Genomic DNA, 13,488 nt, shown 5'->3' on the forward strand with positions numbered 1-13,488 from the left:
TTTTGTGCCGCTTTCCGTGTTTATAAGTCTTTCCAATTATTTGGCTTTGAGATCTATAAAAGGGATAATCATTTCTTCCAGTGAAACTCCACCATGCTGAAAAGTGTCCCGATATAGGTTCACATACTGATTATAGTTATTTGGATAAGCGAAAAAATAATCCTCTTTTGTGAAGACGTAAGAAGTAGATACATGTGGTTTCGGTAGGAATATACGTTCAGGTTTTCTGCAAACCATCAGGTGGTTATCATCGAATCCAAGATTCTTGCCATGCTTGTAGCGAAGATTGGTGTTTGTCTCTCGATACCCAATAATCTTCACAGGCTTTTGAACACGGATCATTCCATGGTCGGTGGTTAGGATCAGGCGGCATTTTTTCTCAGCTATCTTTTTAATAAAGTCAAGCAACGGTGAATGTTGAAACCATGATTTGGTAATCGAGCGATACGCCGCTTCATCTGGTGCCAATTCTTTAATCATCTGAACATCAGTACGTGCATGGGATAGCATATCTACAAAATTATAGACAATCACATTCAACTGGTTGTTTAGCATGTTGTTGAAATTGTCGATAAGCGCCTTTCCCTGGTTCGTATTCAAGATTTTATGATAGGACGACTTAATGTTAAAGTGGTTCGTTTCAAGTTGCTTTTGAAGAAAGTCATGCTCGTGATTGTTGAGACCTTCCTCTCCATCCGGCGTGTTTTCGTCACTCACCCACCACTGTGGATGCTTACGCTCCATTTCGCTCGGCATCATGCCTGAGAAAATTGCATTTCTGGCGTAACCCGTTGTTGTAGGCAGGATAGAATAATATGACGATTCTTCCTCAATATTAAAATACTCTTGTAAGATCGGCTGGATCATCTTCCACTGGTCATAGCGGAAATTATCTATTAACAGGAAAAAGATTGGCCCATCAGCCCCTTTCAGATGTGGGAAAACCTTTTGTTTCATTAATTGATGTGAGAGAATGGGCTTGTCAGAACGGGGATCATTCAGCCAATCTTCGTACTCGTCTTCAATGAACTTACAAAAATTGGCATTCGCCTCGCTTTTCTGCATACTGAATACTTCTGCCATTCCCTGATCTTCTGAACTTTCCAGTTCAAGCTCCCAGTATATCAGTTTTTTATAAATGTCAGCCCATTCTTCATGACCGATCCGGTCCTGGTATTGCATGGCCAGATTACGGAATTCCTGCTGGTAACTAAGCGTGGTTTTTTCAGTAACAAGCCTTTTATTATCTAAAATCTTTTTTACTGAAAGTAATATCTGATTGGGATTCAGAGGTTTAATAAGGTAATCATCAATCTTCGATCCAATGGCATCTTCCATAATATGTTCTTCCTCACTCTTGGTGATCATGACAACAGGAAGGTTAGGCTGTTGCTGCTTGATCTGTGCCAGTGTTTCCAATCCAGTCATCCCAGGCATCATTTCGTCGAGGAATACAATGTCAAATCTGTCATTTTCTATCCGATCCAAGGCATCTGCTCCGCTGTTTACAGGGGTGACATTATAACCCTTATTTGTCAGAAACATGATATGTGGTTTGAGAAGATCTATTTCATCATCGGCCCAAAGAATGTTGTATTGCATAGGATTGATTTTTCAATGTTAACTTAAAATGCGTATAAGGGTAACGAGGTAATCAGAAAGCCTTGTATAAAAATGGCTCTTTTAACGTTTTTTAAGAGAGTTGTAAAATATTAAATATACGTTTATATAAAGGCTAAAAATGTGTACCAAGTCAGGTTGCTATTGAAGAAACTTTTTGGTGACTCTGTCCAGGTCATCTGGCGTATCTACCCCGTGGGAATCGTCTGATGTGATCACAGCTTTTATAGCATATCCGTTTTCAAGCCAGCGCAATTGTTCTAATGCTTCTGCCTTTTCAAGGGACGAAACAGATAGTTTGGTGATTTCAGCGAGAACATCTGCCCTATATGCGTAAATTCCAATGTGTTTGTAAAAAGTATGCGATTTGAGCCAATCTGCCTTTTCTAAATTCCTTAGGTAGGGGATAGTCTGCCGACTAAAATACATTACTTCATTTTTGCTGTTCAGGATGGCCTTGGGAACATTAGGACTAAATAGTATCTCCGCATTATCAATCACTTTTACCAAAGTTGCCAATTTGGTTTCCCCATCCAATACCGCCGCCAGATGATCAATCGGTTCAGGACTAATGAAAGGTTCGTCACCCTGAATGTTAATGACATATTCGTATGTGCCCTCAGTTTTTGTCAATGCTTCAAAACACCGGTCTGTTCCGCTGTGGTGGTCTTGCGATGTCATAACGGCTTTTCCTCCAAAACCCAGGACATGATGCATAATCCGCTCGTCATCTGTGGCAACAATAACCTGATCGAGATGTTTTGTCTTGGAGGATTGTTCATAGACCCTCTGGATCATACTTTTACCACCAATATCTACCAAAGCTTTTGCGGGGAAACGTGTAGAAGCATATCTGGCAGGAATTATTCCTAATATTCGCACGAGGTCGTAGATGGTTTGATCTTTGTAATTAACTCTCAAAATAGAACTAAAAACTTGCAAAAACTTATTTCTCACGGGTTTTCACAAAATATCTGGCGGATACTTCCGGACGCTGCTCCTGATAGTAATCTGTGGGTCATTGAGTTACGTGACGTTACCGAAAAGCAGGTCTCATTTGCAATGATCGATACACAAAGCCGACAACTTCTCTGGCAGGAAAATCCCGAAGGAGCAGAATGGTGGTCTTCACTAACCGCTTTTTCAGCAGGGCACGTCTACTTGCATGGCTATCGAAATCCTGAAATACCTGAACCGACGGATCTGCTCATTTTAGCTGCAAGTACTGGTGAAATGATCAGGGTGGTTCCCAATTATATTTTAGTTAGAACATTGAATCACAATATCCTCGAAGTTGCAACAAAGCAGGGGGAAGGATTCGTACATAAAGAATATAACGTCGATACGGACGAGATAACCGTGTTATCGGGAAATTTTGGTGATGTTGAAAATCAAATAATTTTAAAAGAACCCATTCGTTACAAGCAGGGAAATGCTTACTTTGAAAGATTACAGACGTTTATTCAAAATAAAACTTTGGGGCATGTCGCCACCAGTATCGATTATCTGGAGTGCAAACCCTATGTGATCTTTTCTTACTATATTTACCAGCAAGATAAATCAGTGCAATACCTCCTCATTGTGACCGATCAAATGGAAACGGTTCTTCATGAAAAACTGTCGGAAGGACGTGAAGGTATAGGTCGTTCAACGATGTTACTGAAGGCGTCGACGCTGGTTTATCTGAAAAATAATAATGAGTTTTCGAGTCTAACGCTTTCATAATAAATGAAATATATTTTTTGCCTGGCCCTCATGGCAGGATTGTTGTCAGGAATGGAGCGTGTCCGGGGCGGGGAATTGAATGCTGCAGACTCAGTGGGAGTCGAAAGAGTGGGAGACAAAATATTTGTCTTGCATCAGGTAAATCAGGGACAAACCATGTTTGCGGTTGTCCGTCGGTACGGCACAACAATTCAGGCTCTTCGGGATGCCAACCCAGGAATGAGCGATCAAATTCAGTTCGGACAAACAATCAGAGTCCCATATACCGCCAAAATTTCTAAGAAAGAATCCAAGAAAGACTCTAAAAAAGAGGAAAAAAAGGAAGAGAAGAGGGAACTTCAAAAAGCGGAAGTAAAGGACGTTAAGCCTCCGGTAGATACCCAAGTTACAGTCGCCCCAACCCCAACGCCCACTACTTCCGCACCTATTGCAGGATCTGCGGTTTCAATCCCAGCAAGCGGAATCCACAAAGTCGAACCCGGACAAACGCTATATCGTGTAGCTGTTAAATATGGCGTTTTAATGGCCGATCTCAGAAAATGGAATAATCTGACTGATGATAATTTAACGGATGGCCAGGATCTGATCGTGAGTGAAAAAGGCATTGAAAAACCAGTTGCAGTTGTCACACCACCAGCTCCAAAAGTTACTTCAACGGTGGTTGTGAAGGACTCTGTGAAAGCCAAAGCTGTCGTACCTGAGAAAGTTTTAAAACCGGTTGAGGAAGTTGCACCCCCGAAAGTGGTAAGGGGAAAGAAGAAATCAGAATCCGGACTTGCAGAGGTTATTGAAACTGACGAGAGTACCAGCAAATTTCTTGGCCTTCACCGTACAGCACCAATAGGCGCGTTGGTAGAGGTACTGAATGAATATAATCAGGAAAAGATCATTGTGCGGATCATTGGACGTATACCGGACACCAGCATCAATGATGATATCGTCATCAAATTATCATCCCGCGCTTTCGAAAAAGTTTCGCCCAATAGCAAACGTTTCCGTGCGGTAGTCAGTTATCTCGAGTAAATGGACGAACACAAAAATATGAAACACGCACCAGAGTTCCGTTCTAAACGGGAAGAGGAGAGAGCAGCACTTAAAAACACTACCGGCTACAAATTATGGAGTGTCCTGTTTACCATCCTGTATCCTTTCATTGCAATTTTCACCTTTCTATTTTCGGGAATAGTCATGTTTTTTTCAGGTATCTCACGCGTGCTGGCTTACCTGTTTGGAGGTAGCCATGCCAAGCACTGAAAAAGAAATCACTTCTGTTTCCTCTTATACCATTGATTTACTGGAAGAAAAGGCGGAACAATACAACAAGCCAGAATTTATTCCTTTCGATCCAATCGGGATTCCTCACCGTTTTTCAAGAAAGCAGGACATTGAGATCATGGGTTTCTGGGCAGCTATTCTGGCCTGGGGACAGAGAAAAACCATTATCAACAAATGTCTCGAATTGTCCGCATTGATGGACAATGCCCCTCACGATTTTGTTTTAAATCACCAGGAAAATGATTTAAAACGCCTGCTGCATTTCAAGCACAGAACATTCAATACCACTGACACCTTATACTTCATCCATTTTTTTCAACAATACTACCGTAAACACGACTCGCTTGAACACGCGTTTAGCGCGCACTTGGAACCGGATGATGAGACGATTGAAAATGCCTTGATCGGCTTTCACGATTTATTCTCTGATTCCGAACATTTCCCCACCCGAACACGCAAGCACATTGCTAGCCCAATGCGGAAATCGTCTTGCAAACGGCTGAATATGTTTCTCAGATGGATGGTACGGAAAGACAACAAAGGCGTCGACTTCGGCATCTGGAACAAAATCAAACCCTCTCAACTTGTTTGTCCCTGCGACGTACATGTCGACCGGGTCGCCAGACTTTTAGGTCTGATCAAAAGACCTGTTACCGACTGGCAAACTGCAAAAGAACTAACCGCCTCTCTGCGGCTAATTAATCCGAACGACCCCGTGAAATACGACTTCGCACTATTTGGGCTGGGGATTGAAGGGTTTGCCAAATAGTATATTTTGTTGATATAGAACTATTTATAATCAAATAAATCGCTTAGCCGGTTATTCAATTCAGCCTACCGTTGAGTCATTCTTCTTACCTTTTGAGCCTATCAAATCTCATATTTGAAACATTGTAAACAAGGTACTTACCTTATTAAATCAATGTAGATATGAGACAACAGTACAAAACAGCAGCAGCAATCTTGGCTGTAGTATGCATGATCAGCGAGGTAAAAGCACAACTCAATTACGGAACTTCGTCGGGAACTACGGGACAGGACCGTGTCTTTGTTGGCGGTTTGGCTGGAAACATGAATAGTGGGGCTTTCAATACATTTATTGGCAAAAGTTCAGGACAAACAAGCGTAGCAGGAAGCGCAAATACCTTCCTGGGATATTACAGCGGTTATGCCAACGATGCCGGATCTAACAATGTTTATCTCGGATTTCAGGCTGGCAGAACAAAAGGGGGTGATCAAAATGTATTTGTGGGCACCAATAGCGGGATGGAGTACAAAGGCAGCAGTAATGTATTGATAGGGAAGGATGTCGCCTGGAAGGGTACCGGAAATGGTAATGTTGTGATGGGTACATCTGCCGGTCGCCTAACCAGCGGAGATGGAAACGTTTTTATTGGATTAAATACTGCCTCGGTAAATACCAGCATATCCAAGAATAATGTGTTCGTCGGGACCCAAGCAGGAAATTATAACAAGAACACGAAGGAAAACGCCTTTTTCGGGTATGAAGCAGGCGAGCGCAATGAAACGGGAAGTTATAACGCTTATTTCGGATCTTATTCGGGCGCTAATAGCCTGACAGGTGAATACAACGCTTTTTTCGGTTACTCAAGCGGAATGAACAACGCGAACGGCAAATACAATACTTTTTTAGGAGCTTATGCGGATGGGACCGCCAATGTCACCAATTCCACTGCAATCGGTGTGGGAGCTCTTGTAACTCAATCCAATAGCATTGTAATAGGAAGGCAGATTGATAACGTTGGCATTGGAATATCCGCACCGAATTATCAGCTGCATCTTAGTTCACCGACTGCGGCGAAGCCGGGCAATTCCGTCTGGACCATATTTTCTGATAAAAGACTGAAAAAAGATATATCAGATTACACCGACGGCTTGTCGCTTCTCAAACAAATCAAACCGGTCTGGTTTACTTATAACGGACAAGCGGGCATTAAAACCACCAAAAAATTCGTAGGGATCATTGCGCAGGATATGCAGAAGATCGCGCCTTATATGATTGGTACTTTTACCTACCAGGATTCGCTTGGCAATAAAACCGACTACCTAGATTACGACGCTGGCGCGGTTACTTATATGTTGATCAACTCCGTCAAAGAACAGCAGGTCATCATTGACCAGAAGGAAGAAGAAATCCAGTCATTGTCTGAAAGGCTATCCAAATCCGATAAACTTCAACAGGAGCTGCTAACCCGTCTGGAAAAACTGGAAAGGTTAACTACATCCTCAGGGCCAAATTTGAACAATGGCAATGGTGAAAATGTAGCTGCAAGAATCGAACAAAATGCTCCGAATGGTTTTTCACAAAAGACTTCCATCAAATACTTCATTCCGCAATCTGTGAAAACGGCAGTGATTAATATCTACTCCGCAAATGGCGTTAAAGCAGAAAGCTACAACATTCAGGAACGTGGGGAAGGAGAATTAACCCTTTCTGCAACCGAGTTCAAAGGTGGTATTCACATTTATGAGCTCGTTACAGATGGACAAAGTTCCGGGACTAAAAAGATGTTGGTTAAATAGAGAATGTGATTCTATTACGAATGATAAAAGGGTTTCTTCGGAGACCCTTTTTTTGTTTGACCTGGCTGAGAGATAGCATTCGAACTAATACGCTTATATCTCTTCAAAGCCATTACAGATACGGCAATTTTATTCGTAATATTCTAATTAACAATAAGTTATAAGTACTTCCCGGTGGATAATTCGCCTAACCGATTGTTCATTCCTTTGCATTATTCCTCTCCCCAGACGTCAGATTTGTAGCTGCTACAATAGCAGATAACAAATTTTAAAACAAAACATTTACAAAATGAAAAAATGGCACAAAACAGCGCTGGTGCTGATGATGATTGCTTGCTCGGTTGAGCAGATGAATGCACAGGGGACGCAATATGGAACTGGTGCCGGGGTTGGCGGGCAATATCGCGCTTTTTTTGGCATAGACGCAGGAAAGGTAAATACAGCAAAAGATAACACATTCATTGGCCATCAAACAGGATTAGCCAATTCAGCTGGTGCATCCAACACGTTTGTCGGATCAGCCGCAGGGCTTAAAAATGTTGCGGGTAACAACAATACATTTAACGGATCATATGCTGGATCGTCTAATGACAACGGTAGCGAAAATACCTTTACGGGTGCCTTAGCGGGTTTCAGAAATGTTTCAGGTGTGCAAAATACTTTTATGGGCGCCAGTGCTGGGATAAGGAATGCCCAAGGCTCGTTCAACAGTTTTGTGGGCTTTGAGGCAGGTGCGAACAATGATGATGGAAAGGAAAATGCTTATTTTGGATCGCAGTCTGGGAGGAACAGTAAATTTGGGCTATGGAACGTTTTTTTGGGATCAAAGGCAGGTTTTAATAGCGATAATTCCGGTGCTAACACATTCGTTGGTTACGAGTCCGGATACTCAAGTACGGGATCGCAAAATACGTTTATAGGTACTTGGGCTGGTAAATCCAACATAAAAGGGGATCAAAACAGTTCACTTGGATTTAGTGCAGGAGCAAGTAATACGAGTGGCAGATTTAATACCTACTTAGGTGCTTGGGCGGATGGTAGTCCAATCTTGGAAAATGCGACAGCAATAGGTGCATTTGCTAAAGTAACTAAGGATAATTGTTTGGTGTTAGGTTCTTCTAGTGCATACGTGGGAATTGGAATTTCCGCACCTAGCTATCATTTACAATTAGATTATTCTGACGCGGCTAAACTAGGTTCATCTACCTGGACTATATGGTCCGATCAGCGACTAAAAAAGGATATCTCAGATTTCACAGACGGTCTGGACCTTTTGCAGCAAATCAAACCAGTTTGGTTTAGTTATAACGGAGAAGCAGGGATCAAAACTGATAAGAAATTTGTAGGTGTGATTGCGCAGGATATGCAGAAAATTGCTCCTTATACCGTTGGTTCTGCTGTTTATCAGGATTCTCTTGGCAATAAAACCGAATACCTCGACTATGACGCTAACGCGGTTACTTATTTGTTGATCAACTCCGTCAAAGAACAGCAGGTGATCATTGAGCAAAAAGAAGCCAAAATCCAGGAAGTGAGTGCGCAGGTTAATGAACTGACCAAGCGCCTGGCCCAATTAGAGCGCATTGTTGCTACTGGTTCCCCGAAATCGTTAAATGGAAACGCGGCTGCACGCCAGGATGGCGAACCGAATGAGAATGGTGTGATCCTTTTGCAAAATGCGCCGAATGGCTTTTCACAAAAGACATCCATCAAATACTTCATTCCGCAATCTGTGAAAGAGGCGTTGGTCAATATTTATTCCGTGGATGGGGTGAAGGTGAATTCTTACCCGGTTAGCCAGCGTGGTGAAGGTGCATTGGAAATCTCAGCAACCGAATTCCGCAGCGGCGTTTTTGTTTATGATCTGATTACCGACGGCAAAAGCAATGGTGCCAAGAAAATGGTCGTGAAATAACATTAACACACATTATAAAGCAAAAAGGAGGCTACATCACGAAGCCTCCTTCTTGCGTTTTTAGCTTTCTCTTTTATTGCAAAGCGCTATTAAACTGAATCCAGTCAATAGAAAATAAAGGTTTAGCATTTGCTTCCGGATTCCTAAAAACCAGAACAAGCTTGTGCAGACGAGTATCCGCGGCTTTCACGGGAATACTTACAGTTCCTGCCGATGCAACTTTTACTTCACCGATTTTGGCGCCAGTTGGCGTATCCAAATGCGCTTCCAGGATTCCTCCGGAATTCACGCCTTCACTAAATCCGGTTGCCAATTCGATATTGCTGATTCCCGACAGATCGATATCATCAAAAGCGATATAGCTCCCGTTTTTTGACCCAAGAACGACCTCAGTTCCTTCGGGCAGCTTAAATTTTGCTACGTCCTTACCGTCATCATAAGTATTGGCACTGATTTTCGCAGGCCTTAATGCAATTGTCTTTGAACCGGTCAGCGGGCCCATATTGCCGTTTCCTTTATCCGTATAGCTTGCGGTAAAAATGTAGGATCCATCTTTCTTTTTGGCCTCGGTTACATAAGTACTTTTCAACGGTTTTTTGTCCACCGCTTTTTCGTTTGCAAGAGCTAGAATGTACTTCACCATTTCTTCTACTTCTTCCGGTTTATGCTGCGGGTGACCTGGCATAGCCTGTTCGCCCCAAACGCCGCTGCCTCCTTTAAGTACCTTGTCAGTCAACGTTTTAAGGGAATTTCTTTCGCTTTTATATTTCTTAGCCACCTCCCTATACGCTGGACCGATTGATTTTTTGTCATTGGAATGACATGCTTTGCAGTCGCTCAATTCAATCAGCCGTTTTCCGGTTTCGAAACCGGTATTGGCCTGGTGACCTTGCGCCAGCTGGGTTTTGTCAAATCCTTCCAGATAGTTGATAGTAAGGGTTACCTCTTCATCCGGGATCTTTTTGCTGGCCAGACTACCATCTTCCTTATCGGACACAGATACCTCGTAGTTTACTGGTTTATCATTCCAATAAAAGGTCTTATTACCTTTAATTGCAACATCAACCTGTGGTACGGCATTTCCAACCTTGATGACAACCTCGGAGGTATTGGAATTGCCAGCATTGTCCGTCACTTTCAATACCGCGGTATATTCTCCCGGTTTTGCATAAGTAAAGCCCGGATTCGGTGATGTGCTTTTTGGCAAGCCTTTGCCAAATGACCATTCGTACTTAATCGGGTCGCCATCGTAATCCATTGAACCCTTTGACGAAAACGCCACCTTCAAAGGACTGGCGCCAATGGTGTTGCTGGCAGTAGCTGCCGCAACAGGAACCCGGTTACCGGCATTGTAGGTAATGTGAGATAAGCTGGCTTCATCATTTTGGGCAAACCAGATTGGTCCGTATTCCAATGTATATAGTGATCCATTATTGGCGAACTGCATATCGATCGGGTGGCTGAATTTCGTGCCCGGCAGAAAGCGCTCAATGTTCGTTAAATCGCCTTGTTCATTCATGGTTACAATGTTGATATAGTCACGTATCCAGTCATAAGCGAAGAATTTTTTATCATAGTATTGAGGAAATTTAACCTTACTATCCTTAAAATCAGCAGCATAATAAACCGGCCCCGCCATAGCATTACGGCCACCTTTACCAACAATCGGACCGAATTCGGGAGAATCGGCATAAGGATAGAAAATGAATGCTGGCTGTGCAGGAGGAAGGTCTTCTAAACCGGTGTTGTGTGGAGAATTATTAATTGGTTTCGCAGCATCAAACGGCTTGCCGGAAGTGCTATCTGCAAAGTTGAAATCAATGTAAGGCTTGTTATCAGCAATAAACAACGGATAGCCAAAGTATCCCGCCTTTCGCGCCTGGTTAACCTCATCATAACCTCTTGGCCCACGTTTCGGACTATCAACAGAGGCATCAGGTCCTACATCACCCCAATATAAGTAGCCGGTATGCTGGTCCACCGAAATGCGATACGGGTTTCGAGTTCCCATGACGTAGATCTCGGGTCTGGCCTTTGGATTACCGGCAGGAAAAAGATTACCTTCAGGAATATCGTACAAATTGGTTCCGCCAGGCATATTGGCTCTCCTGTCACCGTATCGCGGTTTAATGCGCAGAACTTTTCCCCTTAACGAATTAGTATTGGATGAAGAATGCTGCCCATCCCAACCCTGGCGTCCCGGACGTTCATCGATTGGGCCGTAACCGTTTGACTGAAACGGATTTACATCATCGCCAGTGGAAAGGTATAAATTCCCTTTACTATCCCAGGCGATTGATCCACCGGTATGGCAGCAATCGGTGCGTTTTACCGGAACAGTTAGGAGAAGTTCCTCGGTACCCAGCATTAATGTGTCCTTCACATCGTCATACTTAAATCTAGACAAATGTTGTGCTGTATCAGCCTCTGACGAAGGAGGAGAATAATACAGATAAATGAGCTTGTTAGTCTTGAAATTCGGATCAATGTTCAATCCCATTAAACCGTATTCCTGTTTGGTATAAACAGGAACTTCCCCAACTACCTTTGTCTTGCCGGTTTTTGGATTGTAAAGTTTGAGTTTCCCTTTGCGTTCTGTAAACAAAACGCGCTGATCATCCAATACGACCAGTTCAGTTGGCTCGTCGAGCTTGGTAGCCAGTGTTTTTTTTGTAAAACGATTTTCCTCAGGGGGTGTGTTGGTTTGAGCCAATACAGAGAAGCTGAGTAAGGTCAGGAAAGTGACAGCAAGCAACAAAATGCTGCATGTTATTTTAAGAAAAGAGAATTGACGCATTATTAGTGTTGGTGAATTTGGTTAACTAAAAAACCTATCTTCCATAAGAAAGACAGGTTTTTATTATACTGGTAAATGGGCGATTACAGGCCTAAAACTTTACGGTTAAATGCCTCGTCGGCGCCCGTACCAGCAAAATCGTCAAAGGCTTTTGTGGTGACTTCGATAATGTGGCCTTCAATGAAAGGAGCGCCTTCCGCAGCTCCCTGCACAGGAGATTTAATGCAGCATTCCCACTCCAAAACCGCCCAGCTACCGTAATTGTGCTGGGATAATTTAGAAAAAATGCTGCTGAAATCAACCTGACCATCTCCCAATGAACGGAAACGTCCGGCACGATCGGCCCAGCCTGCAAATCCGCTGTAAACACCCTGCTTGCCAGTAGGGTTGAACTCAGCATCTTTTACGTGAAAAGCTTTGATGCGGTCGTGGTACAGATCAATGAATTGCAGATAATCGAGCTGCTGCAATACGAAATGACTCGGGTCGTAATTGATATTTGCGCGGGTATGCCCATCCAGATAATCCACAAACATTTCGAATGTGGAACCATCAAAAAGGTCTTCGCCGGGATGCAGCTCGTAAGCAACGTCGACGCCGTTTTCGTCATAAACATCCAAAATTGGTTTCCATCTCGCAGCAAGTTCTTTGAATGCAGTTTCCACCAACCCGGCCGGGCGCTGCGGCCATGGATATAGGAATGGCCACGCCAATGCGCCTGAAAATGTTGCACTGGCAGTTAAACCTAGCCTGCGGCTGGCTTGGGCAACATATTTTAAATGCTGCATAGCCCATTCGGCTCTTGCTTTTGGATTGTTCCGAACTTCTGGTGCTGCGAAACCATCATACATTTCGTCATAAACCGGATGTGAAGCGACCAGCTGTCCAATAATATGGGATGCCAATTCCGTAATTTCTAACCCTTTATCGGCAAGTTTTCCTTTCAATTCGTCCGCATAAGTCTGCGATTCCGCTGCCTGTTTCACATCAATTACCCGAGGATCCCAGGTTGGAAGCTGCAAGCCTTTGTATCCAAGATCGGCCATATAATCCGCAATGGAATCCAAAGTGTTAAAAGGTGCTTCGTCTCCCAGAAATTGCGCCAAAAATATTCCAGGGCCTTTTATTGTTTTCATATGTTTTTAATGAGTGAATGAGAGAATGAGTGAATGTTTTTAATGTTGAATGAGTGAATGAGTGAATGTTCCGAATGAGTGAATTTTAATTTAGTGAATGAATTTCAGCTTATTGTTTTTCTTGCCTTTGATAAGATTCTGACAATTTCTTCGGCTTCAAGCATCAGACCTTTCAATTTGTCAGTTGGCAAAAGTCCCGATTCGGAAATGATTTCGAGCCAGAATAAGGATTCATCTGCTTCCTCAATTGTGATACTAATTTTGGCATAAAATTCTTTTTGACTTCTAGATCGGCAAACTGCCCGATAGTTAGCTCCCACAGATGACGAAGATCTAAGGAATTGGTTTCCTATTACCCTGGCCTGCTCATTTTTTGGCAAAGCCTGGAACAATTTGATACTTCGCAAAACAAACTGCTTCGTTTTCTGACGCATGGCAGATGCAAAGTCTCCCTTCGTATTTACATTTTCCAAGCC

11 protein-coding genes are annotated in these 13,488 nt (G+C 43.0%); 6 read left to right on the forward strand and 5 right to left on the reverse strand.

Going from position 1 to position 13,488, the window contains the following annotated elements:
- Positions 1-36: 36 nt before the first annotated feature.
- Together porX and kdsB are read right to left on the reverse strand one after the other, a co-directional pair.
- Positions 37-1,602: a T9SS response regulator signal transducer PorX gene (gene porX / locus FHS68_RS05785; RefSeq protein WP_167268021.1), complete on the reverse strand. Its 1,566-nt coding sequence runs from the start codon at positions 1,600-1,602 to the stop codon at positions 37-39.
- Positions 1,603-1,761: 159 nt separating this feature from the next.
- Positions 1,762-2,502, reverse strand: coding sequence for a 3-deoxy-manno-octulosonate cytidylyltransferase (gene kdsB, locus FHS68_RS05790; protein WP_167268023.1), 741 nt, complete (start codon positions 2,500-2,502; stop codon positions 1,762-1,764).
- A gap of 54 nt (positions 2,503-2,556) precedes the next feature.
- Here kdsB and FHS68_RS05795 point away from each other — a divergent pair, with 54 nt between their 5' ends.
- The 6 genes from FHS68_RS05795 to FHS68_RS05820 all read left to right on the forward strand — a co-directional run bounded on the left by FHS68_RS05795 (position 2,557) and on the right by FHS68_RS05820 (position 9,079).
- On the forward strand, positions 2,557-3,345 hold the full coding sequence (locus FHS68_RS05795; RefSeq protein WP_167268025.1) for a DUF4905 domain-containing protein: 789 nt from the start codon (positions 2,557-2,559) through the stop codon (positions 3,343-3,345).
- A 3-nt stretch (positions 3,346-3,348) separates the two neighbouring features.
- Positions 3,349-4,368 (forward strand): LysM peptidoglycan-binding domain-containing protein, encoded by a 1,020-nt coding sequence (locus FHS68_RS05800; RefSeq protein WP_167268027.1) that lies wholly within the window; start codon positions 3,349-3,351, stop codon positions 4,366-4,368.
- Between the two features lie 18 nt (positions 4,369-4,386).
- Positions 4,387-4,599 (forward strand): hypothetical protein, encoded by a 213-nt coding sequence (locus FHS68_RS05805; protein ID WP_167268029.1) that lies wholly within the window; start codon positions 4,387-4,389, stop codon positions 4,597-4,599.
- Entirely contained in the window at positions 4,586-5,389 is an 804-nt protein-coding gene (locus FHS68_RS05810) for a TIGR02757 family protein (protein ID WP_167268031.1), read from the forward strand. The genes FHS68_RS05805 and FHS68_RS05810 overlap by 14 nt, the downstream gene beginning before the upstream one ends.
- 161 nt (positions 5,390-5,550) lie before the next feature.
- The gene (locus FHS68_RS05815) at positions 5,551-7,164 is read left to right on the forward strand and encodes a tail fiber domain-containing protein (RefSeq protein ID WP_167268033.1); all 1,614 of its coding nucleotides are present in this window, start codon (positions 5,551-5,553) and stop codon (positions 7,162-7,164) included.
- Positions 7,165-7,453: 289 nt separating this feature from the next.
- Positions 7,454-9,079, forward strand: coding sequence for a tail fiber domain-containing protein (locus FHS68_RS05820; RefSeq protein WP_167268035.1), 1,626 nt, complete (start codon positions 7,454-7,456; stop codon positions 9,077-9,079).
- A 73-nt stretch (positions 9,080-9,152) separates the two neighbouring features.
- On the opposite strand, the gene FHS68_RS05825 is transcribed toward FHS68_RS05820, so the two are convergent.
- The 3 genes from FHS68_RS05825 to FHS68_RS05835 form a co-directional block, all read right to left on the reverse strand.
- Positions 9,153-11,876: a PQQ-dependent sugar dehydrogenase gene (locus FHS68_RS05825; protein WP_167268037.1), complete on the reverse strand. Its 2,724-nt coding sequence runs from the start codon at positions 11,874-11,876 to the stop codon at positions 9,153-9,155.
- Positions 11,877-11,959: 83 nt separating this feature from the next.
- Positions 11,960-13,012 carry a sugar phosphate isomerase/epimerase family protein gene (locus FHS68_RS05830; protein WP_167268039.1) on the reverse strand — a complete coding sequence of 351 codons (1,053 nt, stop codon included), beginning with the start codon at positions 13,010-13,012 and terminating at the stop codon, positions 11,960-11,962.
- A gap of 104 nt (positions 13,013-13,116) precedes the next feature.
- Positions 13,117-13,485, reverse strand: coding sequence for a four helix bundle protein (locus tag FHS68_RS05835; protein ID WP_229211782.1), 369 nt, complete (start codon positions 13,483-13,485; stop codon positions 13,117-13,119).
- Positions 13,486-13,488: the final 3 nt, after the last annotated feature.

It is taken from the genome of Dyadobacter arcticus (assembly GCF_011762185.1).
GTDB lineage: Bacteria > Bacteroidota > Bacteroidia > Cytophagales > Spirosomataceae > Dyadobacter > Dyadobacter arcticus.

Bases quoted from the DNA above. Each gene is read 5' to 3' on its own strand.
- FHS68_RS05810 (WP_167268031.1), top strand. From the start codon at position 4,586: ATGCCAAGCACTGAAAAAGAAATCACTTCTGTTTCCTCTTATACCATT.
- FHS68_RS05800 (WP_167268027.1), top strand. From the start codon at position 3,349: ATGAAATATATTTTTTGCCTGGCCCTCATGGCAGGATTGTTGTCAGGA.
- FHS68_RS05825 (WP_167268037.1), bottom strand. From the start codon at position 11,876: ATGCGTCAATTCTCTTTTCTTAAAATAACATGCAGCATTTTGTTGCTT.
- FHS68_RS05815 (WP_167268033.1), top strand. From the start codon at position 5,551: ATGAGACAACAGTACAAAACAGCAGCAGCAATCTTGGCTGTAGTATGC.
- porX (WP_167268021.1), bottom strand. From the start codon at position 1,602: ATGCAATACAACATTCTTTGGGCCGATGATGAAATAGATCTTCTCAAA.
- FHS68_RS05805 (WP_167268029.1), top strand. From the start codon at position 4,387: ATGAAACACGCACCAGAGTTCCGTTCTAAACGGGAAGAGGAGAGAGCA.
- FHS68_RS05830 (WP_167268039.1), bottom strand. From the start codon at position 13,012: ATGAAAACAATAAAAGGCCCTGGAATATTTTTGGCGCAATTTCTGGGA.
- FHS68_RS05820 (WP_167268035.1), top strand. From the start codon at position 7,454: ATGAAAAAATGGCACAAAACAGCGCTGGTGCTGATGATGATTGCTTGC.